At 69.9% G+C, this 23,713-nt stretch carries 19 protein-coding genes and 1 tRNA gene; 10 read left to right on the top strand and 10 right to left on the bottom strand.

Going from position 1 to position 23,713, the window contains the following annotated elements; translation table 11 throughout:
- Window positions 1–77 precede the first annotated feature (77 nt).
- From ACO073_RS17200 to ACO073_RS17190, 3 genes are all read left to right on the top strand, one after another.
- On the top strand, window positions 78–1,682 hold the full coding sequence (locus ACO073_RS17200) for a GMC family oxidoreductase (protein ID WP_421998904.1): 1,605 nt from the start codon (window positions 78–80) through the stop codon (window positions 1,680–1,682).
- Window positions 1,669–3,204 (top strand): MFS transporter, encoded by a 1,536-nt coding sequence (locus ACO073_RS17195; RefSeq protein WP_421998903.1) that lies wholly within the window; start codon window positions 1,669–1,671, stop codon window positions 3,202–3,204. Before ACO073_RS17200 ends, ACO073_RS17195 begins: the two co-directional genes overlap by 14 nt.
- 169 nt (window positions 3,205–3,373) lie before the next feature.
- Entirely contained in the window at window positions 3,374–4,135 is a 762-nt protein-coding gene (locus tag ACO073_RS17190; RefSeq protein WP_421998902.1) for a hypothetical protein, read from the top strand.
- A gap of 38 nt (window positions 4,136–4,173) precedes the next feature.
- Here ACO073_RS17190 and ACO073_RS17185 read toward each other — a convergent pair whose 3' ends face one another.
- Genes ACO073_RS17185 through nthA form a run of 4 tightly spaced genes read right to left on the bottom strand, consistent with a single transcriptional unit; the run spans window position 4,174 to window position 6,888 of the window.
- Window positions 4,174–5,238 carry an Ldh family oxidoreductase gene (locus tag ACO073_RS17185; protein WP_421998901.1) on the bottom strand — a complete coding sequence of 355 codons (1,065 nt, stop codon included), beginning with the start codon at window positions 5,236–5,238 and terminating at the stop codon, window positions 4,174–4,176.
- Between the two features lie 2 nt (window positions 5,239–5,240).
- Entirely contained in the window at window positions 5,241–5,606 is a 366-nt protein-coding gene (locus tag ACO073_RS17180) for a nitrile hydratase accessory protein (protein ID WP_421998900.1), read from the bottom strand.
- On the bottom strand, window positions 5,603–6,259 hold the full coding sequence (gene nthB / locus ACO073_RS17175) for a nitrile hydratase subunit beta (RefSeq protein ID WP_421998899.1): 657 nt from the start codon (window positions 6,257–6,259) through the stop codon (window positions 5,603–5,605). Before nthB ends, ACO073_RS17180 begins: the two co-directional genes overlap by 4 nt.
- Window positions 6,256–6,888, bottom strand: coding sequence for a nitrile hydratase subunit alpha (gene nthA / locus ACO073_RS17170; RefSeq protein WP_421998898.1), 633 nt, complete (start codon window positions 6,886–6,888; stop codon window positions 6,256–6,258). Before nthA ends, nthB begins: the two co-directional genes overlap by 4 nt.
- A gap of 101 nt (window positions 6,889–6,989) precedes the next feature.
- Here nthA and ACO073_RS17165 point away from each other — a divergent pair, with 101 nt between their 5' ends.
- Window positions 6,990–8,099: an amidohydrolase family protein gene (locus ACO073_RS17165; RefSeq protein ID WP_421998897.1), complete on the top strand. Its 1,110-nt coding sequence runs from the start codon at window positions 6,990–6,992 to the stop codon at window positions 8,097–8,099.
- A gap of 88 nt (window positions 8,100–8,187) precedes the next feature.
- On the opposite strand, the gene ACO073_RS17160 is transcribed toward ACO073_RS17165, so the two are convergent.
- Window positions 8,188–9,309, bottom strand: coding sequence for an amidohydrolase family protein (locus ACO073_RS17160; protein ID WP_421998896.1), 1,122 nt, complete (start codon window positions 9,307–9,309; stop codon window positions 8,188–8,190).
- 112 nt (window positions 9,310–9,421) lie between these two features.
- Between ACO073_RS17160 and ACO073_RS17155 the strand changes: the two genes are divergently transcribed.
- Entirely contained in the window at window positions 9,422–10,171 is a 750-nt protein-coding gene (locus tag ACO073_RS17155) for an SDR family NAD(P)-dependent oxidoreductase (RefSeq protein WP_421998895.1), read from the top strand.
- A 191-nt stretch (window positions 10,172–10,362) separates the two neighbouring features.
- Here the strand turns inward: ACO073_RS17155 and ACO073_RS17150 are convergent, their stop codons facing one another.
- Together ACO073_RS17150 and ACO073_RS17145 are read right to left on the bottom strand one after the other, a co-directional pair.
- The gene (locus ACO073_RS17150; RefSeq protein WP_421998894.1) at window positions 10,363–10,929 is read right to left on the bottom strand and encodes a hypothetical protein; all 567 of its coding nucleotides are present in this window, start codon (window positions 10,927–10,929) and stop codon (window positions 10,363–10,365) included.
- A gap of 147 nt (window positions 10,930–11,076) precedes the next feature.
- Window positions 11,077–12,465: a class-II fumarase/aspartase family protein gene (locus tag ACO073_RS17145; protein ID WP_421998893.1), complete on the bottom strand. Its 1,389-nt coding sequence runs from the start codon at window positions 12,463–12,465 to the stop codon at window positions 11,077–11,079.
- Between the two features lie 121 nt (window positions 12,466–12,586).
- Here ACO073_RS17145 and ACO073_RS17140 point away from each other — a divergent pair, with 121 nt between their 5' ends.
- Both ACO073_RS17140 and ACO073_RS17135 read left to right on the top strand, forming a co-directional pair.
- Window positions 12,587–15,769 carry a WD40/YVTN/BNR-like repeat-containing protein gene (locus tag ACO073_RS17140; RefSeq protein WP_421998892.1) on the top strand — a complete coding sequence of 1,061 codons (3,183 nt, stop codon included), beginning with the start codon at window positions 12,587–12,589 and terminating at the stop codon, window positions 15,767–15,769.
- 29 nt (window positions 15,770–15,798) lie between these two features.
- Window positions 15,799–15,939, top strand: coding sequence for a hypothetical protein (locus ACO073_RS17135; protein WP_421998891.1), 141 nt, complete (start codon window positions 15,799–15,801; stop codon window positions 15,937–15,939).
- A 44-nt stretch (window positions 15,940–15,983) separates the two neighbouring features.
- On the opposite strand, the gene ACO073_RS17130 is transcribed toward ACO073_RS17135, so the two are convergent.
- The gene (locus tag ACO073_RS17130; protein WP_421998890.1) at window positions 15,984–16,430 is read right to left on the bottom strand and encodes an SH3 domain-containing protein; all 447 of its coding nucleotides are present in this window, start codon (window positions 16,428–16,430) and stop codon (window positions 15,984–15,986) included.
- A gap of 239 nt (window positions 16,431–16,669) precedes the next feature.
- Window positions 16,670–17,965: a tetratricopeptide repeat protein gene (locus ACO073_RS17125; protein ID WP_421998889.1), complete on the bottom strand. Its 1,296-nt coding sequence runs from the start codon at window positions 17,963–17,965 to the stop codon at window positions 16,670–16,672.
- Between the two features lie 70 nt (window positions 17,966–18,035).
- On the opposite strand from ACO073_RS17125, the gene ACO073_RS17120 reads away from it, so the two are divergent.
- The 3 genes from ACO073_RS17120 to ACO073_RS17110 all read left to right on the top strand — a co-directional run bounded on the left by ACO073_RS17120 (window position 18,036) and on the right by ACO073_RS17110 (window position 20,810).
- Window positions 18,036–18,809, top strand: a complete 774-nt coding sequence (locus ACO073_RS17120) for an SDR family NAD(P)-dependent oxidoreductase (RefSeq protein WP_421998888.1) — start codon at window positions 18,036–18,038, stop codon at window positions 18,807–18,809.
- 59 nt (window positions 18,810–18,868) lie between these two features.
- Complete coding sequence (gene recJ / locus ACO073_RS17115) at window positions 18,869–20,689, top strand: single-stranded-DNA-specific exonuclease RecJ (protein WP_421998887.1); 1,821 nt, start codon at window positions 18,869–18,871, stop codon at window positions 20,687–20,689.
- A 45-nt stretch (window positions 20,690–20,734) separates the two neighbouring features.
- A tRNA-Glu gene (locus ACO073_RS17110) sits at window positions 20,735–20,810 on the top strand.
- Window positions 20,811–20,873: 63 nt separating this feature from the next.
- On the opposite strand, the gene ACO073_RS17105 is transcribed toward ACO073_RS17110, so the two are convergent.
- Window positions 20,874–23,663: an autotransporter outer membrane beta-barrel domain-containing protein gene (locus ACO073_RS17105; protein ID WP_421998886.1), complete on the bottom strand. Its 2,790-nt coding sequence runs from the start codon at window positions 23,661–23,663 to the stop codon at window positions 20,874–20,876.
- Window positions 23,664–23,713: the final 50 nt, after the last annotated feature.

Here is a 23,713-nt window from a genome sequence, read left to right as displayed (position 1 = left end):
GCGGCACGGAGTGGCGCGCCTCCAGCAAGATGGTGATTGATCTCAAGTCACCACGCTACAGGCGGACCTAGCGCCCCATGAACACCTACGACTTCATCGTGGTCGGTGCCGGCTCGGCGGGCGCCGTGGTGGCGAGCCGGCTGTCGGTCGATCCACGTCACCGCGTCCTGCTGCTGGAGGCGGGCCCGGCGAGCAATCCGTGGTCGCGCCTGCCGGTCGGCTACGCTCGCCTGCTGACCAATCCGGCCGCCAACTGGCTGTACAGTTCGGAGCCCGAAGCGGCCACCAGCGGCCGGCGCATCCCGGTGCCGCGGGGCCGGCTGCTCGGCGGCTCGAGCGCCATCAACGGCCTCGCCTTCGTGCGCGGCCAGGCGCAGGACTTCGACACCTGGGCGCAGCTCGGCAACCAGGGCTGGAGCTACGGCGACGTGCTGCCCTTCTTCAAGCGCATGGAAAGCTACGCCGGGGAAGGGGACGACACCTATCGCGGGCGCGAGGGGCCGCTTCGGGTCACCAATCCCCAGCCGCGCGAAGCCTTCTTCCAGGCGGTGATCGCCGCCGCCGCCGAGGTCGGCATTGCCTACAACCCCGACTACAACGGCGCGCACCAGGACGGCATCGCCATGAGCCAGGCGACGATCGCCGGCGGCCGGCGCATGAGCACGGCCCAGTGCTATCTCGAGCCGGCGCGCCGGCGGCCCAACCTGCGCATCGAGACCGGCGCGCTCGCCACCGGACTGGTGTTCGATGGCACACGCTGTACCGGCGTGCGCTACAGCGTGCCGGGCGGCGACCGCGAGGCGCGGGCCGCGCGCGACATCGTGGTGAGCGGCGGCTCGATCAACTCGCCGCAGCTCCTCGAACTCTCGGGCATCGGCCAGCCCGACCGGCTGCGCGGGCTCGGCATCGCGGTGCGTCATGCGCTGCCGGGCGTCGGCGAGAACCTGCGCGACCATTATGCGCCGCGCACCCGCTGGACGGTCGGCGCGCGCGGGATCACCTACAATGACACGGCCCGCGGGCTGGGCCTGGCGCGGCAGGCGTTGCGCTATGCCGTGCGCCGCGACGGTCTCCTGGCCATGGTCGGGGCGCCGATGCGAGCCTTCGTACGCTCGCGCGAGGGGCTGGCCGCGCCCGACCTGCTGTTGGGCTGGGTGCCGATGTTCACCGAGCCCGGCCCGCGCGGCCCGCGCATTGCCCGCCAGTCGGGCGTCACCTGCTACGCCCATCCGATGCGGCCCGAGAGCCGGGGCCACATCCATGTCGTGTCGGCCGATCCGCGCATCCCGCCGTCGATCAACTTCAACTTCCTGTCGGCACCGGTCGACGGCGAACTGACGGTGCGGGCCGTGCGGATCGCGCGGGCCATCATGACCGCGAAGGCCATGGCGCCGCTGCAGGTGGCCGAGGCCGCGCCCGGTCCCAACCGCACGACCGACTCCGAGATTCTCGACTGGGTCCGGGCGGTCGCCGAGACGACCTATCATCCGGTCGGCACCTGCAAGATGGGATCGGATCCTCTCGCCGTGGTCGACGCCCGGCTGCGCGTCCACGGGGTGCAGGGGCTGCGCGTCGCCGACGCCTCGATCATGCCGACCCTGACCTCGGGCAACACCAACGCGCCGTCGATCATGATCGGCGAGAAGGCGGCGGACATGGTGCTGGCAGATGCCGCCGGCTGACGGCGATCCGGCCGGGCCGGGACCAGCGTCTTTCGCCGCCCTCAGAGCGGCCGTGCTGTCCGGCCACGAGCCGCCGCCGCTGCCCGCGGTCGCGCGCCTGCCGTCCTATCGCTGGCTCGTCGTCGGCACGGTCTGCATCGGTGCCTTCATGGGCCAGGTCGACGCCAGCATGACCCAGATGCTGCTGCCGCGGCTCGAGGCGGACTTCGGCGTTTCCCTGAACGTCGTGAGCTGGGTCGCGGTCGCCTACATTCTGACCATGGCGGCCTTCATGCCGGTGTTCGGACGGCTGGCCGACATGATCGGCCGCAAGCTCCTCTACACGTCCGCCTTCGTCGTCTTCGTCATCGGCTCGGCGCTGTGCGGCCTGGCGACCAGTCTGCCCGAGCTCATCGCCTTCCGCGTGCTGCAGGGCGTCGGCGCGGCTCTCTTGACGGCCAACAGCATCGCCATCGTCGTCCTGGCCGCCGGGCCCGAGCAGCGGGGACGGGCGCTGGGGCTCCAGTCGGCGGCGCAGGCGATCGGGCTCGGCGCGGGACCGGCGATCGGCGGCGTGATCCTCGATACGCTCGACTGGCACTGGGCGTTCTGGGTCAACGTGCCGGTGGGCCTGGCCGGCGCCCTGATGGGCTGGTTCGTGCTGCCCCAGACGCACCATCTCGCCGCCGGCGGGCGCTTCGACTGGAAGGGCGCGCTGTTGATCGCGCCAGCGCTCACGGCGCTGGTCACCATGCTGAACCAGGCCCATGCCTGGGGACCGACGTCGCCGGCCTTCCTGGCCTGTGGCGCGGCAGCGGTCGTCCTGTTGATCGTGTTCGTCCGGGTCGAGCGCCGGGCGACCACGCCGCTGATCGACTTCGAGCTGCTCACGCGCGGCGCCTTCGTGGTCGGCAACGTCACGAACTTCCTGTCCTATGCGACTCTGTTCGGCGTGTTCTTCCTCATCCCGTTCACGCTGGTCCGTGTGTACGGCGATTCGGCGCTGGCGGCGGGCCTGCGGCTCTCGATCGTCCCCGTCATGCTGGGCCTGCTGGCGCCGCTCGGCGGCGTCCTCTACGACCGCTTCGGCGCCCGCACGGCCACGACCGCCGGCATGGCGCTCTGCGCCGCGGGACTGGCCGTGCTCTACCTCTTCCTCGACGGCACGGTCTTGCACCTGCCGGAAGTGATGCTGGGGCTCGGCCTGTTCGGCATCGGGCAGGGGCTGTTCGTGTCGCCCAACAGCAGCGCCATCATGGCGACGGCGCCGGAGGAGCAGACCGGCGAGGCCGGCAGCATCGTGAACGTCGTCCGCTTTCTCGGCATAAGCGCCGGCATCGCCAGCAGCTCGGCCGTGCTCGCCCTCTCGCTGCGCGCGGCGGGCGAGGGTGTCAGCACGGTCGATGCGTCGCCGGCGCAGCTCGTCGCCGGCAGCGGCCACGTGCTCCTGATGCTGATCGTCTTTGCCGTCGTGGCCGCCGGCCTCTCGGTGCTGCGCACCGTGCCGCGGCGCGAGCGCGATCCGGGGACGGTCGAGCTCTGACCCGGGAGCGCGCCACTCTGCACGTCGGAGCGCGGACCTCCAGGTCCGCACCATGATCGTGAGCGGACCTGGAGGTCCGCGCTCCAAAGAGGCGATCTGGTCCCAGCCGGGATGCCCGGGCGGCGCCGGCGTGCTAGGCTCCTCGCAACCAACAACGAGGAGACGTGCCATGACCGTTGCCATGAGCCTGTCGCAGCGCGCCGACGCCCTCGAGGCCGAGCAGGCAAGGGAGCTCGACCTCATCGTTGCCAAGTCCCGCCTGCACATGCTGGCCGAGGGCGACACCGGTCCCTTTCCCAATGTCGGCGCCATCATGAAGGCAAGGCCGGGCGCCCATGTGCTGATGGGCGACGATCCGCGCCTGCCGGCCATGCCCGAGAAGCCGACCCTGATCGACTTCTTCCGCCTGCGCTTCGGCCCGTCGATGCACCTGCTGCAGAGCGCCCGCCATGCCGTCACCGCCGGCCTGCCGGAGAAGATGGTGCTGGCCTGCCTGCTGCACGACATCGCCGTCGTCGGCTTCATCCGTGGCGACCACGGCTACTGGGGCGCCCAGCTCGTCGAGCCCTATGTCGACGAGGAGGTGACGTGGGCGATCCGCGCCCACCAGGTGCTGCGCTTCTACGCCGACGACTCGGTCGGCTACGAATACCCGCAATCCTACGTCACGCTGTTCGGCGAGGACTATCGTCCCGACCCGTATATCGACGAGGACTACAAGCGGATGCGGAACCACAGATGGTACATGTCGGGCCGCCAGATCACGCTGCACGACATCTACTCGTTCGATCCCAACCTGCATGTCGAGCTCGACGAGTTCACCGACATCATCGGCCGCAACTTCCGCCAGCCCGAGGAGGGGCTCGGCTTCGACAACAGCCCGGTCGCGCACATGTGGCGTGCCATTATCCGGCCGGCAAAGTACCTGTAGGCCGGCTGCGCCGGCTCAGCCGTCCATGATCCGACGGCTCAGCCGTCCATGATCCACGGGGCGCCGGAAGCGACGGCGACTTCGCGCACCTTGGCCAGGAGGTTGGGCCCGACCGGGATGCCGGTCTCGAGCCTCTGGGCGGCGGTGCGCCGCTCGGGATCGCCGGCGACCATCACGGGGCGCGCCGGATCGGCTGGCCGGCTGGCGCGCAGCGTGTCGCAGAAGGCGGCGACGTCGGCCCGGAAGTCGGCGGCGTCGCGGAACAGGCCGGGGTCCATCGCGAGCAGGAAATGGCCGATGTCCATCGTGCCCGGCTTCTTCGTGTGCTGCGGGTCGGTGATCATCGTGGCGCCGGACAGCGCCGAGGACAGGATGTTCACCATCGCCGCCAGGCCGTAGCCCTTGTGGCTGCTGCCCTCGGGCGTGCCGCCGAGCGGCGTCATGAAGCCGCCCTTGGAGACCTCGCGCGGGTCGGTGCTGGGCTTGCCCTCGGCGGTCACCAGCCAGCCCGGCGGGGTGGGCAGGTTCTCGTTGGCCTTGTTGCGGATCTTGCCGGCGGCGACGGTTGTCGTCGCCATGTCGAGCAGGAACGGCTCGCCCGGCTTGCCCGGCGCGCCGAAGGCGATCGGATCGGTGCCGAGGCGGGCATGGGCGCCGTGGGTCGGCGAGACCTGGATGCCGCTCGCCGACGTCGTGACCATGCCGATCAGCCCGGCCTCGACCGCCATCAGCGCATAGAAGCCGCAGGCGCCGAAATGCGCCGAGTTGCGCACGGCGGCGACGCCGATGCCGGAGGTCTTCGCCTTCTCGATGGCGAGTTCCATGGCGCGGCGGGCATTGGCGTGTCCCAGGCCGCCGCGGCCGTCGATCAGCGCCGAGACCGGGGTCTGGCGCTGCACGTCCGGCTCGGCGCGCATGTCGATCTTCCCGCCGCGACGGCGCTCGTCATAGACCGGCACCATCGAGATGCCGTGCGTGTCGATGCCGTGCAGGTCGGCCCAGCTCATGATCTCGGCGGTGCTGGCGGCGGTCGGTTCGGCCATGCCCCAGGCGCGCAGGATGAGCTCGAGCTGTCGCCGATGAGTGTCGTAGGACGCGGGCATGGTCAGTCGAAATCCTGGGGCTGCAGCTCGATGGGCGCGCCGTGCGGCGTGCGGTGGACGGCATGTTCCCAGGCATGCTGGTAGCGCGCCTGGGTGGCGGTGTCGGCGACACCCTTGTCGGCGACCAGCCGCTCCAGCGCGGCCAGCCAGTGCCGGTAGTAGGTCTGGCCGGTGTCGGGATCGCCGGCGGCCTGGGCGCGCTTGATCTCGGTGCCGAGCGCCTCGGCCCATTCGGGCCAGGTGAAGATGCCGCGCTGGTGCAGTGCCAGGGTCATGGCGAAGGCCTGGGCCTCCCAGGGCTCGCGGAACACCGGACCCTCGGCATCGCAGGGGATGCCGGGGACGGGAATCGGGGCGCGGTCGGTCATGCCGGGTCGAGATAGGGCTCGAAGGCGTCGATCGACACGGTGAGCGTGGGATCGCAGTTCGGTCCCCAGATCTCGCGCCCGTCGAACACCACGGTGTAGAGCCACTGCGGATCGTCGCCCTTGTTGGAGGCGACCGAGTCCGGATAGGCGTGGCAGCCGTGGATCAGCTCGACCGTGCCCTCCTTGTCGCGGGCGTAGCGCGGCAGGCGGGTGTGGCCGAGCGGGTTGATGTTCCGGGTGCGCACCCGGTCGCCCCGCTTGAAGCGGGCGGGCGCCTGCTGCTGGCGGAAGTACGTGTTGCGCGTCAGCCCGGCCTTCACGACCTCCTCGGTCAGCGTGCGCGAGAGCTTCCGGCCGGGCTTCAGGGAATGGCCGGCATCGAGCTCCTCCTGGGTAACCAGGCCGCGCTCGAGCAGGTTCTTCTCCATCCCGAGCGCCCAGCGCCAGTAGTAGGACGCGCCGAGATAGGTACGCGGCGGCAGAGTCTCTTGGGCGAAGCGCCCGTCGTCGATGTGCCAGGCGCCCGCGTAGCCCATCGAGCGCTGCATCGCGAGGACGCGGCCCTCCCAGGTCTCGTGGAAGGGCGGCTCGTCCTTCTCGACCTCGACCTTGCCGAAGCCGTCCATGCCGCCCATGTCATGCACGCCGTTCATTGCGTGACCTCCGACGGGTCGCGCGCAAGTCCGGTGCCGATCATCGAATCGCGAGTCACGAGGTCGGCGAGCTGCTCCTCGCTCCAGCCCTCGGTCCCGGGCGGGCGCATGGGCAGCACCAGGAAGCGGGTCTCCGCCGTCGAGTCCCAGACGCGGACCTCCGTGTCCTTCGCCAGCGTTACGCCGAAGTCGGCGAGCACGCCGCGCGGGTCCTTGACGGCGCGCGAGCGGTAGGGCGCCGACTTGTACCAGACCGGCGGAAGGCCGAGCATCTCCCAAGGGTAGCAGGAGCACAGCGTGCAGACGATCATGTTGTGGCGCTGCGGCGTATTCTCGACCGCGACCAGATGGTCGCCGACGCGGCTGACATGGCCGAGCGTGCTGACGGCGGCCGTGGCGTCCTTGAGCAGGGCCTGCTTGAAGGCGGGATCGCTCCAGGCTCTGGCCACGACCATCGCACCGTTGCGCGGACCGACCTTGGTCTCGTAGGTCTCTACGATGGCATCGAGGCCGGCCGGATCGACATAGCCTTTTTCGGTCAGGATGGTTTCGAGGGCGCGGACGCGGAGCTGCTGCTCCGACATTTCCGAGCCGTGCTCGTGGTCATGATTATGATCGTGGGATGACATGGACGGAACTCCCGAACGGACGGCCGTATCGTAGCCGAGGCGACTCGGCGATCAAGGCGGTGTAGGTTCGCCGGGGCCGCTGGCCGGCCGCGGAGGGACCCATGTCGACAGCCGAAAATCTGCCCGCCAGCGCCCCGGCGATGCCGCCGCCGATCGTCTTCACGGGCTGTGACCTGCAGGCAGCGGCCGCGGCCTCACTTCCGACGGGCTCACCGACGGGGCACGACCATGCCCATCCGCGCCGGCGCGAGGTCGTGGTCAACGGCAAGCGGGTCAAGACCATCGACATCCACGCCCATTGCTGCGTGCCCCAGGCGATGGCCGTCATCAAGCATCCGCTGGAGGCGCCCGGCCTGCTGATGGACGATACCAGCGTGCGCATCGCGGCGATGGACGCGCAGGGGATCGACGTCGAGGCGCTCAGCATCAATCCCTACTGGTACCGGGCGGAGCGCGATGCGGCCGCCGAGCTGATCCGGATCCAGAACGAGACGCTGGTCGAGTTCTGCGCCGCCAATCCCGACCGCTTCGTCGCCTTCGCCACCGCTGCGCTGCAGCATCCCGAGCTGGCGGCCGAACAGGTCGAGCATGCGGTGAAGAAGCTCGGCTTCCGCGGCGTCGGCGTCGGCGGCAGCGTCGCCGGCCTCGAGCTTGCCGATCCCAAGTTCCATCCCTTCTGGGCGAAGTGCGAGGAACTCGGCGTGCTGGTCTTCATGCACCCGCAAGGCACGCGCGAGCTCGAGCCCAGCGGCCGGCTCGGCGGCAGCGGCCTGCTGACCAACACGATCGGCAACCCGCTGGAAACGGCGATCGCGCTGTCGCACCTGATCTTCGAGGGCACGCTCGACCGCTTCCCCGGCCTCAGGATCTGCGCCGCCCATGGCGGCGGCTTCCTGCCATCCTATGCCAACCGCTCGGACGCGGTGATCCGCACGTTTCCCAATCGGGTCGGGCCGCTGCCGAAGAAGAAGCCGACGGCCTATCTCAAGGACGGCCAGCTCTTCTTCGACACGATCGTGTTCACCCCCGAGGCGCTGCGCCATCTGATCGCCGAGACTGGCCCCGGCCAGATCATGGTCGGCACCGACTATCCGTTCCCCTGGACCAGCACCGAGGTCGACCTGGTGCTGTCGACGCCGGGCCTGAGCGACGACGAGCGCGTCGCCATCCTCGGCGGCACGGCGGCGAAGCTGATGGGGATCAAGCCTTAGCCGCCACTCTGTCGTCCTGAGCGCAGCGAAGGACCCCATCGCCGCTTGCAACCGGCATGAGATCCTTCGCTTCGCTCAGGACGACGATTCAATGCAGCCCGTAGAACCCCATCGCCCCGCCGGCCATGACGGCGCGCTGCGACTGGGGCGACAGGCCCTTCATCCGTTCCTTCAGCATCTGCGGCGCGCCGGGGAAGAAGCCGTCGCGATGGGGATAGTCGGTCGCCCACAGGATCCTGTGCGGCCCGATATAGTCGGCCAGCGCCCCGATCGATCCCTCGACCGGCTCGAACGAGATCCAGCAGTTGCGGCGGAAGATGTCACTCGGCCGCATCGTGAGGCCCGAATCGTTGAAGCCCTTGTCGTCGAAATGACGGTCCATGCGGTCGAGCCAGGGCGCGATCCAGCCGCCGCCCGATTCGAGAAAGCCGACGCGCAGCCTGGGATGGCGCTCGCAGATGCCGCCCCAGATGAAGCTCATGGCCGCGAGCATCATTTCCATCGTGTGCGAGATGATGTGCTGCGCACCCCGTCCGTCGAAGCGGTCGATGCCGACCGTCGGCATGCCGCTGTTGCCGCCCTCGTGGATGCCGATGCAGAAGTCGAGCTCCTCGGCCGCCGTCCAGAACGGCGCATAGTCGGGATCGTGGAGCTTGCGGCCGTTGTAGGGATTGGGCCGCAGGAAGCCGCCGCGAAAGCCGAGCTCCCGGCGCGCGAAGCGCATCTCCTCGATGGCGGCGTCGATCGACTGCAGGGGCAGCATGGCGATGCCGAACAGGCGGTCGGGATAGGGCCTGCAGTAGTCGGCCAGCCAGCGATTGTAGGCCCGGCACATGGCGGCGGCGAAGGCCGGGTCCTCGATCGACCCGATGAACAGGCCGAGGCTGGGATAGAGGAAGGCGGCGTCGATGCCGTCGAGGTCCATGTCGGGAATGCGCGCATGCGGGTCGAAGCCGCCCTTGCGCCCGTCCTTGTAGTCCATGGAATCGGCCGCGACGATGCCCTGGCGGGCGCCGACTCCGCCGATGCCCCCGAAGCCGGCGCGGCTGCCCAGCAGCTTCTCCTCGAGCAGCAGCTTCTCGCGGCCATTGTCGTCCCGAACCAGACGGGGCGCGCGCTCGCGGTAGCGGGGATCGAGGTAGTCGTTCCACAGGGTGAACGGCTCCAGGATGTGGCCGTCGGCATCGATCGCGTTGTAGGCGCGGCTCATGTTCCCTCCACGGCCGCCGTCGCGGGCGGCTCCTTGGCGCCCAGTCTACGACCTCGTTCCACCGGCGGTAAGCAGGCTCTAGGGTGTCGTCCGGAAGGCAGGGAGGAAACGCATGGAGCTGAAGGGGAAGGTCGCCGTGGTCACCGGCGGCAATGGCGGGCTGGGGCAGCGCATCTGCCACGCCCTGGCGGCGCAGGGCTGCCACGTCGCCGTCGTCTACGCGCGCAGCCGGGAGCAGGCCGAGGGCGTGGCGCGCGACCTGGAAAAGCACCAGGTCGGTGCGGCGGCCTTCGCCTGCGACGTGACGCAGCGCGAGCAGGTGCAGGCGATGGTGGACGACGTGGTGAAGCGCTTCGGGCGACTCGACATCCTGGTGAACGACGCCGCCTACAACAAGGCGATCCCGTTCAGGGACCTCGACGATCTCACCTACGAGGAATGGACCAAGATCATCGACATCAACCTCACCGGACCGATGCTCGCCACCAAGGCGGTGGCGCCGGTGATGAAGAAGCAGGGGGAAGGGCGCATCATCAACATCTCCTCGGTGGCGGGACTGGGCCCGACCGGCTCGTCGATCGCCTATGCGGTCTCCAAGGCCGGGCTGATCCATCTCACCAAGTGCATGGCCGTGGCGCTCGCACCCGAGGTGCTGGTGAACTGCGTCGCGCCCGGCCTGCTGGAGGGGACGCGCGCCACGGCGAACCTGCGCCCCGAGCAGGTCGAGACCGGCCGCAAGGCCTCGCTGCTGGGCAAGGCCGCCGACAAGGACGACTGCGCCGACCAGGTCGTGACCATGTGCCGGACCAACACCATGACCGGCCAGACCATCGTCATCGATTCAGGTCGGACGTTTCATTAGTCCTCTGCTGGGGGCGCGCCACACCAGTGGCGCTCATGCGAAGTTTGCCGCACCGCGAAGAGGCGCCACTGGAGTGGCGCGCTCCCAGCAATGACGATTTCAGAGCTTGAGTTCGGGCACGTCCATCCAGCGCCGCTCGGCGGCGCTGCGATCGGCCTCCGCCGCGGGGCGCGGGAGGCCTTGACCTTCCGTCAGCGCAGCATCGGATCGTTGAAGGCATAGCGGTTCTGCTGCTCGCTGAAGATCACCGGGAAGAGCTCGCGGAACAGCCGCTCGATGCGCGGGTCGGTGGGGCCGGTCGCGTCGGTCCAGGCCGTGGTCTGGGATAGCGCGCGGTCGTTCCGGCAGTAGATCGCATAGACGTAGAAGCGGCCGGGCGTGCCGGGCCGAAAGCGCGCCGGCTGCCCGGCGCACACCGGATCGGCGTTGAGGTTCAGCGCCGGGTCGAACACCAGCACGAGGCGGTAGTCGGGGCTGGGCGGCGGCGACGGCTTGTCGTAGACGAACCGCAACGCGGGCCGCGGCTTGGCCGCCTGCATCAGGGGCAGCAGGTCGCGGGCGACGGTCGCCGGATCCATGCCCGGGAAGGGATTGCCGTCCAGGACGACCTGGAAATACTTGCCGTCGGTCGCCGCGAAGAATTCGCGATAGTCGTACTGCGGCGCGTGGTAGGCGCCGCCGATCACCGCGGCGAAGCCCGCGACGGGCAGGGCGAGCAGGGCCAGCACGGCGAGGACCAGACGACGGAGCTGACGCATGGTGGGGACCTCTTTGTCGGCGTCCACCAGACGCCGCGGGGCGGCTCCGGGCAAATCACGTGATCGTAAAGTGGCTTGAACGCGCACGATCCGGGCGAGGGAAGTGGAGGGTGCGAGGAGAAGCTGCGCGACCGAAATAGCCGTCGGTCACGGGCGCATCGCCGACGGCGACGCGACGAGCCCGGCCGCCGCGGTGCGGGCACGGACCGCGCTGTCGCGGGCCATGTCGGCGCACAGGCCGGTATAGGCTGTCGGGTCGAGCAGCCGGTCGATCGCCGCGCGGTCCATGTGCCGCGTCAGGCGCGCGTCGGCCGCCAGCAGGTCGGAGAAGGGCCTGCCCTCGACGAAGGCCGCCTGCGCGGCGTCGTAGACGACGTCGTGCGCGTGCTGCCGGCCGATGGCGGCGCCGAGGTCGAGCATCACGGCCTCCGCCATGATCAGCCCGCCGCCGAGGTCGAGGTTGGCGCGCATGCGCTCAGGATCGACCTTCAGCCCGCGCACGATCTCGCCCAGCCGGGCCAGCATGTCGCCGGTGGCGATGCAGGCGCGGGCTTCCGCGGTGTCCATCATGAGGGAGGTCGTGCGGTCGGCCTCGTGCTCCGTGGTCATCGCCTCCAGCGCCAGCGGCACCTGGCTGCGGATCTCGGCGGCGGCGGCGATGACGTCCTGGCAGAGCTTGGGATTGCGCTTCTGCGGCATGGTCGAGCTGCCGACGGTGCCCGGCGGCACCGGCTCCTCGACCTCGCCGAACTCGGTCTTCATCAGCGTGTATATTTCGCGCCCGATCTTGCCGCCGGTCGCGGCCAGCAGGCCGAGCAGGCAGACATTCTCGGCGAGATGGTCGCCCAGCGCGCGCGAGGGCACTTCCATGGAGCCGAAGCCCAGCCGGCGCGCGATGCCGGCCTGGACCGGTGGGCCCTGGCGGCCGAGCGAGGCGAAGGTGCCGGCGCCGCCGCCCAGCATGGCGACGAACAGGCGAGGGGCCGCCTGCTGCAGCCGCTCGACATGGCGCAGCAGCTCGTCGATCCAGACGGCGACCTTGTAGCCGAAGGTCGCGGGCACGGCGTGCTGGCCGTGCGTGCGGCCGGCCATCGTCATGCCGGCGGTGCGCTCGGCGAGGTCGGCCATGGCGGCGAGGAGCTCGCCGATCTGGCGCAGGATGATGCCGTGCGCCTGGCGCAGCACCAGGAGGTCGCCGGTCTGCGTGATGTTCTGGGTCGTGGCGCCCCAGTGGACCCAGCCGCCGTGCGGCTCGCCGACGACGCGGGCCAGTTCCCACACCAGCGGCACCAGCGTGTGGCCGGTGCGGGCGAAGCCCTCGTCGATGCGGCCGCGGTCGAGCAGGTCGAGGCGCGACTTGGCCGCGATCGCTGTGGCGGCGTCGGGCGGGACGATCCCCAGCTCGGTCTGGGCATGGGCCAGCGCCGCCTCGACATCGAGCCAGGCCTGCCAGCGATTCTCCTGGGCGTAGAGGGCGCGGATGCCCGGGTCGGCGACCCGGGTCGCGGTCGGCAGCGTGTCCTGCGGGGTTGTCATCTCGGGTGAAGCTCCTCCGCCCGACAGGATGCCGGGCCGCGGCGGGGTGTCAAAGCCGATTGCATGTCCGTGCCCGCCTGCTACGGTCGGACGAAACCGGACGAGAGACAAAGCCGCCGCCATGACATCGAGGGACACTTCGCCAGACGCGGCGAGCTTTGACGCACTCAAATGGCGTTGCATCGGCCCGCCGCGCGGCGGCCGCGTCGTCGCCGTCGCCGGCGATCCCGTCAACCGCATGGTCTTCTATTTCGGTGCCTGCGCCGGCGGGATCTGGAAGACGGTCGATGGCGGCGTGTTCTGGCGCTGCGTCTCCGACGGCTTCATGGGCAGCGCCGCCGTGGGCTCGATCGCCGTCGCGCCCTCCGATCCCAACGTGATCTATGCCGGGACGGGCGAGACCGCGATCCGCCTCGACGTGTCCTGGGGCGACGGCGTCTACCGCTCGACCGACGCCGGCCGGACATGGACGAATGTCGGGCTGCGCGGCAGCAAGTTCGTCGGCCGCATCTGCATCCATCCGCGCGATCCCGACCTCGTCTACGTCGCCGCCCTGGGCGACGTGTTCGGTCCCAACGAGGAACGCGGCGTCTACCGCTCGCGCGACGGCGGCCGGACCTGGGAGCGCATCCTCTACCGCAGCGACGTCGCGGGCGCGATCGACCTCAGCATGGATCTCGCGAACCCGCGCATCCTCTACGCCTCGATGTGGGAGGCGCGGCGGAACTTCTGGAACATCTCGAGCGGCGGCCCGGGCAGCGGCCTGTTCCGCAGCGACGATGGCGGCGATACCTGGCAGGAGATCTCCCGCCATGCCGGGCTGCCGGAAGGGATGCTGGGCAAGATCGGCGTCGCGGTGTCGCCGGTGCGCAGCGGCCGCGTCTGGGCGCTGATCGAGGCCGAGGGCGACAAGACCGGCCTCTACCGCTCCGACGACCACGGGGCGCGCTGGACCCAGGTCTCGGCCAACCGCGATCTCATGCATCGGCCCTGGTACTACACGCACGTCTTCGCCGACACCGGCCACGCCGACACCGTGTACGTGACCAACCTGCAGATGTGGAAGTCGACCGACGGCGGGGCGAGCTTCGCCGAGGTCACGACGCGGCACGGCGACAATCACGACCTGTGGATCGACCCGCGCGATTCAACGCGCATGATCGAGGGCAACGACGGCGGCGCCAACGTGTCGTTCAACGGCGGCGAGTCGTGGTCGACGATCTACAATCAGAAGACGGCGCAGTTCTACCGCATCGACATCGACGACCAGTATCCCTACCGGGTCTACGGCACCCAGCAGGACAATACCTCGATCTCGGTGCCGAGCGCCTCGGAGTGGGGCGTCATCACCCTGGCCGACTGCTCCTATCCGGGCACCGGCGAATCGGGCTTCATCGCCGTCGACCCGCGCGACCACAACATCGTCTATGTCGGCGCGATCGGCTCGAGCCCGGGCGGCGCCGGCGCGCTGCAGCGCTACGACCATCGCACGCGCCAGATCCAGCTCGTCAACGTGTGGCCCGAGGAATCGACCGGCATCGCGCCCAAGGACCTCAAGTACCGCTTTGCCTGGACCTTCCCGATCGTCTTCTCGCCCCACGATCCCGGCACGCTCTATGCCGGCGGCAACTGCGTGTTCCGAACCCGCGACGAAGGCATGAGCTGGCAGCGCATCTCGCCCGATCTCAGCCTCAACGACCGGACGCGGCAGGGCCATTCCGGCGGCCCGATCACCCGCGAGAGCGCCGGCGCGGAGGTCCATGCGACCTGCGCCTGCGTCGTCGAATCGCCGAATCGGCGGGACGAGATCTGGGCCTCGACCGACGACGGGCTCGTGCACGTGACCCGCGACGGCGGGGAGAGCTGGAAGAACGTCACCCCGAAGGCGATGCCCGAACTGGCCTATGTCGGCTGCGTCGAGGTCTCGGCGCACGACCCGGACACGATCTATCTCGCCGCGACGCGCTACAAGCTGGGCGACTACCGCCCGTACCTCTTTCGCAGCAGCAACGGCGGCCGGAGCTGGAAGGCGATCAACGGCAACCTGCCGGCCGACGAGATCACGCGCGTCGTCCGCGCCGATCCGGGGGCGCCCGGCCTGCTCTATGTCGGCACGGAGACGGGCATCCATTTCAGCCTCGACGACGGGGCGACCTGGACGCGCATGGGCGGCGGGCTGCCGGTGGTGCCGGTCTACGACCTCAAGCTCAAGGACTGCGACCTGGTGGCCGCCACCCACGGGCGCTCGTTCTGGATCCTCGACGACGTGACGGCGCTGCGCGGCCTGGCCGACGGGCGGCGAACGACTCGGCTGTTCGCGCCGCGGCGCACGGTGCGGACCAAGCTGCACTGGAGCGCCGGCGCCAACGTGCGCACCGGCATCGCCTACGGGCCGGCCTTCGGCATCGACGGCAGCACGGTGATGGTCGACCGGCCGGACGGTACGCGGACGCGCGAGCATCTCGACGTCGGCGAGAACCCGCCCAACGGCGCGATCGTGCACTACTGGCTGGCGAAGGAGCCCGAGGAGCCGGTCGTGCTGACGTTCCGCGAGGCCTCCGGCCGGAAGATCGCGTCCTTCGCCAGCGACGACAAGGCGCTGGCGCCGGCGCGGCGGCCGGGCACCAGGGCGGGGCTGAACCGCTTCGTCTGGGACATGAAGTATCCGGGGCCGACCCGGATCGACTACGCGCTGGCGCCGCCGCGCCCCAAGCCGCTGGTGCCCGATCCGGAGAACCCGCCGGGTCCGACCGTGGTGCCGGGCAGCTACGGGGTCGAGCTCGCCGCGGGCGGCCGGGTCCACTCGGCGCGGTTCGAGGTGGTCAAGGATCCGCGCCTGCCGGCGAGCGAGGCCGACTACGCCGCGCAGTTCGCCCTGCACAAGGAGCTGGTGGCCTCGCTGTCGCGGCTGAAGGAGGCGCTCAACCGGCTGCGCCGGGCCCGGCGGGGGCTGGCCGCCATCGCCGGGGGCACCGGCAAGGCCGGCCAGGCGCTGCGCCGCCGCGCCGCCGCCATCGACCGCAAGTTGGCGGCGATCGAGGGCATCATGGTCGATCCGCAGCGCAAGTCGGTGCGCGACGTGCTGCGCAATCCGGCCGGCCTCAACGACACGCTGTTCGACATGATCTCCATGACGACCACCGCGGACGCCGCGCCGACCAGCCAGACGCGGGCGGTGTCGCGCGAGGTCATGGACCGGGTGGACCGCGAGGTCGCACGGTTCGAGGCGCTGGTCGCCGGCGACATCGCCGAGCTCGATGCGGCCTGCGCCAAAGCTGGTGTGGGCCGTGTGGCGACAGGATAGGATGACGCAAGAGAGGAAAGGGAGGACGCGTGGACTTCATCGAAAAGCTGTTCGGCCTGTCGCCGGACAATGGCGACGGGTCGACCGAGATCCTGTGGCTGGCCGCACTCGCCGCGGTGCTCGCCGTGATCGTCTACGTTCGCATCGCGCGCCGGCGACCGCGCCGCTGATCGGGGACGGCCCGACGACTCGGCCGCGCGGCTGATCGCGGCCGCTACCAGCCCCAGAGCAGGTTGCGCGACACCCAGCCGCGCCGGCCCTCGCGCTGGACCTTCACCCAGCCGCTCTGGCGGCCGAGCGTCTTGACGATGTCGCCGTAGCTCAGCTTGGCCAGGATGCGGCTGCGCGTGGTGGGCGAGCTGCGCAGGTTGGCGATCTTCACCTTGACGATGTGGTAGGGCGTGCTGCTGGTCAGCCTGCGGAAGATCCAGCCGCGATCGTTCTCGAAGTCGCTGACCTGGAGCCAGTCGCCGCGCCGGCTGACGACGCGCAGCGGATAGCCCTGGCTCAGGATCCATTCGGCGGAATGTTTCGTGCCGGGGCCCGATCGCAGGTTCACCTCCTTGCCGGCCACGCTGACCATCTGCTGCGCTGCCACCGACGGGGAGATCATCAGCAGAAGGGCCGACACGAGGTGCAGGGGGCGACGGAGGAAAGTCATCGTCTGGATCCTTTCTCGGAGGGGGACAGGAAGGGATCGCGACCGCGGCGCCCTTGCGAGGCCACGGCCCACGGAACCATCGACTGAATGCCGCTTGCGTGCCGACGACGACTGGATCGCCGCTCGTCGGCCACGCGGGCCGGCCGCGTTTTCCGCGGCTCGTTACGCTGATGGTGAAAAATGCCCTGCCTGCCGGCGCGGCGTCAACCGCGCATAGGTCGCGGCCCGCTCCGGTTCGCTCAGGACAGGCCGCTCACCGGCACCGACGGGCGGCGGTCGAGATGCGCGTCCACGAGGCGCCGCGCATCGTCGGTCCGTCCGGCCTTGAGGTAGGCGGCGAGCAGCGTGTTCTCGACGAGGTCGCGCTGCGCGCGGCTGCCGCCGATGCGCACCGTCTCGGCCAGGGCCGGCTCGAGCGAGGCGATGGCGGCGGCCCAGTCGCCGCGGCCGTAGGCGTCGAGGCCGGCGGCGAGCCGCGGGACGACGTCGCCCGCCGGCGAGCGGCCGGCGGCGGCGCGTTCCCGGAGGTCGCTCACGATGGCGGCGATCCCCTCGCTGTCGCCGGCCGCGACATGCGCCAGCGCCCGATGGACGTCGACGAAGGCGATGCCCGACTTGGGGAACGAGGTCCTCGCGTAGTCGCGGACCTCGCGCCACAGGTCGGGGCGGCGCGGCAGGCCGGCGAGCTCGGCGCGCCACAGGAAGGCCGGCGCGTCGGTCGCGACGTTCAGCGCCGGACCCCAGGCCCCGCCAGGATGGACCTGCTCCCGGTAGACCTGCCAGGCCCGGTCGGTCTCGCCGAGGACGAGGGCGGACAGGGCGACGTGCCACGAGATGTGGCAGTGCATCAGCCCTTCGCGGGCGTAAGTCGGCAGCCACGCGTCGAGATAGTCGAGCGCCTTTCGATCCTCGCCGCGCTCGTAGAGGACATGCGCCTTGATGTGGGCGCCGTGCGCATTGGCCGGGTTCTGCGCCATGCTGCGCTCGATCAGGTCGAGCGCCTCGTCGAGGCGGCCCATCTCCTCGAGGGCGAAGGCATGGACGGCCTGGAACCACCAGTCGTCGCGCAGATGCGGTTCGAGGGCGTCGAGGAACGCCACCTGCTCGGGCTCGCGCTCCTGGCGGCCTGAGAATCCGATCAGGCCGAACACGCCGGTCGCCGGCGCCGCCACCATGGCATCGCGCGGATGCCTGGCGAGATGGGCGCGCGTCGCGGCCAGCGAATCGACGGGCTTGCCCTCGATGGCGAGGCAGAGCGCATCGATATGGGCCTGCTCGCGCTCGGTCGTGCCGGCGGCCAGCTCGCGCGCCCGCGCGGCTTCCTTGCGCGCCGTCGCCACGTCGGCCACCAGGAAGCGCGCCCGGGCGAGGGCGACATGGGCCAGCGCGAAGTCGGGATCGGCCTCGATCGCGCGCGCCAGGTGCGCGGCATCGCCGTATGCAGCCGATAGCACGCAGTCGACGCCCGCGACATAGGCGTCGCGCGCCGCGGTGGAGGTGGTGGTCAGGGGCAACCCGTAGCGGTCGGTAAGCATGATGGCGGTTTCCTCCGGCCGAACGCCGATGTTATTGCTGACCGCTCAGTCATCGGGGGGAGGAAGTCGCGTGTCCAGCGAATTGAAGGGAAAGGTGGCCCTCGTGACCGGCGCCAGCCGCGGCCTGGGCGAGGGCGTGGCGCGGGCGCTGGCGAAGGCCGGCGCATCGGTCATGCTGGTGGCGCGCGACGGCGCGCTGGCGGGCAGCGTGGCGTGCGAGATCGTCTCGCAGGGCGGTCGCGCCGAATCCGCGGCCTGCGACGTGGCGGACTATGCCGCGGTCGAGGCGCTGGCGGCCGACACGCGCAAGCGCCTGGGCGGTCTCGACATCCTGGTGAACAATGCCGGCGTCATCGATCCGATCGCCGAGATCGCGACGTCCGATCCGGCGGCCTGGGCGCAGAACATCTCGATCAACCTCATCGGCGCCTACAATGCGGTGCGCGCGGTGCTGCCGGGCATGCTCTCGGCCGGCGGCGGCCGGATCGTCAACGTCTCCTCCGGCGCCGCCTACCGGCCGCTCGAGGGCTGGAGCGCCTACTGCTCGGGCAAGGCGGGGCTCTTCATGTTCACCCGCGCCATCGCGCTCGAGACGGAAGGCAGGGGCATCCGCGCCTTCGGCTTCTCGCCCGGCACCATCGACACCGACATGCAGGTGAAGATTCGCGCTTCCGGCATGAACGTCATCAGCCGCATCCCGCGCGGCGAGCTGTCGCCCGTGGCGGATGCCGTGCGCGGCCTGGTCTATCTCTGCACCCCGGCCGGCGACGACCTGGCGGGGCAGGACGCCTCGATGCGCGACGACGCCTTCCGCGGCCGCGTCGGGCTGGGCAAGGCCGCCTGATACAGCGCCCGCCTGACACGGATCATGGTGTCCACAGGCGGGCAGGCTATGGTGCCGCCATGTCTGTCGATTCCCGCGCGCCGCGCGCCGCCTTCCTCGGCATCGAACGGTCCCTGACCGGGCGCCGCTGGGCGGCCCGGCTCGGCGACGAGCGCACGGCGCTGGCCATGGCCCAGCGCCACGGACTGCCCGACGCGGTCTGCCGCCTGCTGGCCGCCCGCGAGGTCGCGCTCGAGAACGTGCCCGACTTCCTCGAGCCGACGCTGCGCAGGTTCCTGCCCGATCCGTCGCATCTCCGCGACATGGACGCGGCCGTCGAGCGTCTGGTGACGGCCGTGCGCGGGGGCGAGAGGATCGTCGTGTTCGGCGACTACGATGTCGACGGCGCCACCTCCGCGGCGCTGCTGATGCGCTTCTTCCGCGCCGTCGGCGCGACCATCACGACCTACATCCCCGACCGCCGCAAGGAAGGCTACGGGCCCAACGCCGCCGCGCTGCTCAGGCTGAAGGCCGAGGGCGCGTCGGTCGTGGTGACGGTCGACTGCGGCGTCACCGCCTTCGAGCCGCTGGCCGAGGCGCGCCGGGCCGGCCTCGACATGATCGTCATCGACCATCACATGGCCGAGGCGGCGCTGCCCGAGGCGATCGCGGTGGTCGATCCCAACCGGCTCGACGACGACAGCCCGCACAAGCAGATGGCCGCCGTGGGCGTCGCCTTCCTGCTGGCCGTCGGCGTCAACCGCGCCCTGCGCGCGGCGGGATGGTACGGCGAGGCGCGGCCCGAGCCCGACCTGCGCCAGTGGCTCGACCTGGTGGCGCTGGGCACGGTCTGCGATGTCGTGCCGCTCACCGGCGTCAACCGCGCCCTGGTGCGCCAGGGCCTCAAGGTCATGGCCGAGCGGCGCAACGTCGGCCTTGCGGCGCTGGCCGACATCGCGCGCCTGCGCGAGCCGCCCGGCGCCTATCATCTCGGCTTCATGATGGGACCGCGCGTCAATGCCGGCGGGCGGGTCGGGCAGGCCGATCTCGGCGCGCGGCTGTTGGCCAGCGACGATTTCGAGGAGGTCGGCGCCCTGGCGCTGCGGCTGGACGAGTTCAACGCCGAGCGCCGCGCCATTGAGCGGTCGGTGCTCGACCAGGCAATCGCCCGCATCGAGGGCCTCTACGGTCCCGACCGCGAGGGGCTGCCCTCGGCCCTCGTGGTCGAGAGCGAGGGCTGGCATGTCGGCGTCATCGGCATCGTCGCCAGCCGGTTGGTCGAGCGCTACGGCCGGCCGGCCTTCGTGATCGGCCTCGACGGCGAGGTGGGCAAGGGATCGGGACGCTCGGTGAAGGGCGTCGACCTCGGCGCCGCGGTGATCGCGGCCCGCCAGGCCGGGCTGCTGGTCAACGGCGGCGGCCATGCCATGGCGGCCGGGCTGACAGTGACCCGCACGGCGCTGCCGGAGCTCGCCCGCTTCCTCGACGCGCGCATCGCTCCCCAGCTTGGGCAGGCGCCGCCGGTCCGCGAGCTCGGCATCGACGCGGCCCTGTCGCCCGGCGCGGCGACCCTGGACCTGATCGGCATGATCGAGCAGGCCGGGCCGTTCGGGGCGGGCAACGCCCTGCCGCGCTTCGCGCTCACCTCGGTCCGCGTGGCGCACGCCCAGCCGGTGGGCGAGGGGCACATCCGCTGCACGCTGGTCGGCGCCGACCGCGGCCGCGTCGAGGCCATCGCCTTCCGGGCCGGCCAGACGCCTCTCGGGTCCGCCCTGATGGACCCGGCGCGGCCCATCCTGCATGTCGCGGGCGCCCTGCGAATCGACCGTTACGGCGGGCGGGAAGGGGTCCGGCTGCAGATCGACGATGCCGCGGCCGCCGCCGGCTCCGTGCTGGCTTGATTTGCCGGGCGCGAGCCGCTACTAGCACCCGCTCTCCGCCGCCTCGTCCCCATCGTCTAGAGGCCTAGGACACCAGCCTTTCACGTTGGTAACACGGGTTCGAATCCCGTTGGGGACGCCAAGAGAGTTGCAGAAGGCGCAGGGGGCGTCGATGGTCGCCCACAGGATCACGGCGGCAGGGGTTTCACCACGTCATGCGCAGACCGGCGATCAGGGCGTGGCTCGAGTCCTGACCGCCGATCGTGCCCTCATAGCGGACATAGACTCCCAGAGCCTCGGCGATGTCGGTGCTGGCGGAGAAGCCGATCACGGCAGCATCGCGCGTGGGCGATGCGCCGAGCACCGTGAAGGGCGTGGCAGGCGCCCCCGCGAAGGAAGCCGTCACCGGGCGGCCGGTATCGGCATAGTCATGGCTCCAGCCCAAGCGCAGTTGCGAGGCAATCCTGCTGCGCAGCCCAACGTCGAGATCGGCGCCCAGCTGTGCGCCGAATATGGTGCGCAGTGAACCCGACGTTTGCTGCGCCACGCTCAGGTTGAGCGACTGGGCACCGGTCTCGGTGAAGGCATTCTGACTGGCCGTCGATCCCTGCAGCAGGGCGAACGGCGTTACGTAGTAGCTCGCTGCGCCGCCAAGCTCGAAGCGATAGCCGCCTTCGATCTGGCCCAGGAACTGGTTGGCTCCTGTCTTGCCATAGGCGGTCCGTGGCTGCAGGCCTGGGATGCCGATGCTGCGCCACATCTGATTGGAGTTGTAGGCATAGGCCGCCAGCGCATCCACGTAGACGGGGCCTTGGGTGAAGCTGCCGTAGAGGCCGGCCAGAACAGTGTCGGTGACGCTGCGGCCGGCTAAGCCGCCGGTCCACTGACCACCAGTCTGGTAGCCGACGGTGACGCCGGCAAGGAAGTTCTCAGTGAACTTGCGGTCGAGGCCGCCGGCGAAGCCGCCGACGCTGTAGGTGAACGTTCCGGCATTGTTGCTTCCAGCGATGGTGCCGGTCCCGCCGACGGCGCCGCCCCAGGCGCTCCACAAGGCGGGTGTGGTGACGTCGCAGGCGATGTCGCAGGCCTCGGCCAAGGCCACCCTGGTGCTGCCGCCGCCGGCGGGGGCGCGGGCGCGGTTGGCGAAGTTGCTCATGAAGAGCTGCGCGCCCTGCACCATGGCATTTGCGAACCCGGCATATTGCTGGCCACTGATGGCGTCCAGCGCCAATGGCCCCTGGCTAGTGCTGAGACTGGCGACGCTGTGGAGCACGTCGAGATAGTCGCCGCTGGCCGCGCCGATGCTTTGGTCGAGGGCAGTTCCGACGGCGCGCTGGTTGGAGGTGGCGCCGCCGATGAAGAAGCTGTTCAGTACCAAAGTCAGGAATACGTCGTTGGCGTCGTAGCTGAGGCCGGGTGTCAGGAAGGCGAAGTTGCTGGTTACACCCGAGTAGGTGCCGCTGACGCCGCCGTTCGCCCGCAGGATGGTGTAGGTCGTGCCGCTACGGCTGGGATTGTAGCTGCCGGGCTGCGCCAGCACTTGGACGGTTGCCCCGCCGCCGATGCTCGCCGTGCCGCCGACGTTGATGCGATCGCTCTGGCCCTGAGCATTGGCCTCGACCTGGTAGGTGCCGCCGTTCTGCACAAAGTTGCCGCCGACAGTCAGCGAGCCGATCGAGTTTCCCGGGTTGATCACGCCGCCGCTCATTGCCACGCCGCCGATCGTGCCAGTGCCGCCCAACGTACCGCCGCCGTTGACGGTCACCGTGCTCGCGAGGCTCCCATTCACCGCCAGCGTTCCGGCATTGACGGTCGTCGGGCCGGTGTAGGTGTTGGCGCCGTTAAGCGATAGCACGCCGCTGCCCTGCTTTGTAAGGCCGCCGGCGCCACTAAGCACACTGGCCAGGACGACGTTGTTGCCGTTGGTATCAAATATGCCGCCTCCCGCGCCAAGGGGGGCAAGCTGCGAGGATATGTCTGTTGTGTTGCCGGGCGCCCATTGCAGCCCGCCGCCGTTCAACGTCACCGGGCCGCTGCCGAAATTGTTCAACGCTGAAAAGTTGATCAGTCCCGAATTGATCGTCGTGCCGCCCGAGTAGGTGTTGGCGCCCGTCAGCGTGAGCGCGCCCGACCCAATCTTGGTCAGCGAGCCCCCGGTGCCGCCGCCGATGCCACCGTCCTGAATGACGCCGCTCACCGTGGTTGAAAGGTTGTTGCCGCCGACCGTGATCGACTTAGCTCCGAGCAGGAAGCTACCCGAACCCTCGAATGAGCCGGCCGTCGTGCCGGTCGCAGTCAGGCCTGAGAAATCCACCGAGCCCGCGCCGTTGGCGATAAGTCGTGCCGTTCCCCCTGATGAAGTGTCGACGAAGATGGTCGATCCGCCATCATTGACAATGGTGGCATTGTCGACCGTGGACGAGACGGAGAAACGGACTGTCCCGCCCGACCTGTTTGCTATGAATGCGCTGCCTGCCGACGCTGATCCCGTGAAATTGAGGAACTGGTTGTTTATGATATTCGCATTGCCCGCTGTGGCAGCGCTCGCAAAAGCCATAGTACCGTTGTTCGTGATCGTGGCGTTCCCCGCCGTTGCCGAGTTGGTAAAGTTGAATAAGCGATTGTTTGTTATGCTCGCGTTTCCAGCCGTGCTTGAGCCGGCGAAGGTGAAGACGTGCGCCCCGGAGCCAACATCGTTGATTATCGTGACGCTGCCGCCGTTGACCACGATGCCGGCTCCGTCGATGCGAACCGAAGCGGATGGAACGGAGTTTGTATGGGTGAACGTGTAGTCCGATGCGCCGGCATTCAACGTCAAACCGCCGAGAGTCGTGCTGGTCGAGAAGGACAGGTTCGGCGTGGTAGTTGCGCCAAAGGAAGCGGTTCCGGTCGGCACTGCCCCTGGTGTCCAGTTGGCGGCGGCGTTGAAGTCGAACGTTCCGGCCACGGGGCCTGCCACGGTAGCCGTGGCATTCCAGGTCGCATCTTGCGCCATGACGGGCCAGGAGAGCGCGGCCGCCGCCGTGAATGCCGCACTGGCAAGCA

The organism is Reyranella sp., from assembly GCF_965229815.1.
Lineage (GTDB): Bacteria > Pseudomonadota > Alphaproteobacteria > Reyranellales > Reyranellaceae > Reyranella.
Note: the sequence above shows the minus strand (reverse complement) of the source record. Positions and strands in the feature narration are given on the sequence as shown.

What these genes read in the sequence shown, in the direction of transcription:
- ACO073_RS17200 (WP_421998904.1), top strand. Translation starts at nt 78, where the DNA reads ATGAACACCTACGACTTCATCGTGGTCGGTGCCGGCTCGGCGGGCGCC.
- ACO073_RS17195 (WP_421998903.1), top strand. Translation starts at nt 1,669, where the DNA reads ATGCCGCCGGCTGACGGCGATCCGGCCGGGCCGGGACCAGCGTCTTTC.
- ACO073_RS17190 (WP_421998902.1), top strand. Translation starts at nt 3,374, where the DNA reads ATGACCGTTGCCATGAGCCTGTCGCAGCGCGCCGACGCCCTCGAGGCC.
- ACO073_RS17185 (WP_421998901.1), bottom strand. Translation starts at nt 5,238, where the DNA reads ATGCCCGCGTCCTACGACACTCATCGGCGACAGCTCGAGCTCATCCTG.
- ACO073_RS17180 (WP_421998900.1), bottom strand. Translation starts at nt 5,606, where the DNA reads ATGACCGACCGCGCCCCGATTCCCGTCCCCGGCATCCCCTGCGATGCC.
- nthB (WP_421998899.1), bottom strand. Translation starts at nt 6,259, where the DNA reads ATGAACGGCGTGCATGACATGGGCGGCATGGACGGCTTCGGCAAGGTC.
- nthA (WP_421998898.1), bottom strand. Translation starts at nt 6,888, where the DNA reads ATGTCATCCCACGATCATAATCATGACCACGAGCACGGCTCGGAAATG.
- ACO073_RS17165 (WP_421998897.1), top strand. Translation starts at nt 6,990, where the DNA reads ATGTCGACAGCCGAAAATCTGCCCGCCAGCGCCCCGGCGATGCCGCCG.
- ACO073_RS17160 (WP_421998896.1), bottom strand. Translation starts at nt 9,309, where the DNA reads ATGAGCCGCGCCTACAACGCGATCGATGCCGACGGCCACATCCTGGAG.
- ACO073_RS17155 (WP_421998895.1), top strand. Translation starts at nt 9,422, where the DNA reads ATGGAGCTGAAGGGGAAGGTCGCCGTGGTCACCGGCGGCAATGGCGGG.
- ACO073_RS17150 (WP_421998894.1), bottom strand. Translation starts at nt 10,929, where the DNA reads ATGCGTCAGCTCCGTCGTCTGGTCCTCGCCGTGCTGGCCCTGCTCGCC.
- ACO073_RS17145 (WP_421998893.1), bottom strand. Translation starts at nt 12,465, where the DNA reads ATGACAACCCCGCAGGACACGCTGCCGACCGCGACCCGGGTCGCCGAC.
- ACO073_RS17140 (WP_421998892.1), top strand. Translation starts at nt 12,587, where the DNA reads ATGACATCGAGGGACACTTCGCCAGACGCGGCGAGCTTTGACGCACTC.
- ACO073_RS17130 (WP_421998890.1), bottom strand. Translation starts at nt 16,430, where the DNA reads ATGACTTTCCTCCGTCGCCCCCTGCACCTCGTGTCGGCCCTTCTGCTG.
- ACO073_RS17125 (WP_421998889.1), bottom strand. Translation starts at nt 17,965, where the DNA reads ATGCTTACCGACCGCTACGGGTTGCCCCTGACCACCACCTCCACCGCG.
- recJ (WP_421998887.1), top strand. Translation starts at nt 18,869, where the DNA reads ATGTCTGTCGATTCCCGCGCGCCGCGCGCCGCCTTCCTCGGCATCGAA.
- ACO073_RS17105 (WP_421998886.1), bottom strand. Translation starts at nt 23,663, where the DNA reads ATGGCGCAAGATGCGACCTGGAATGCCACGGCTACCGTGGCAGGCCCC.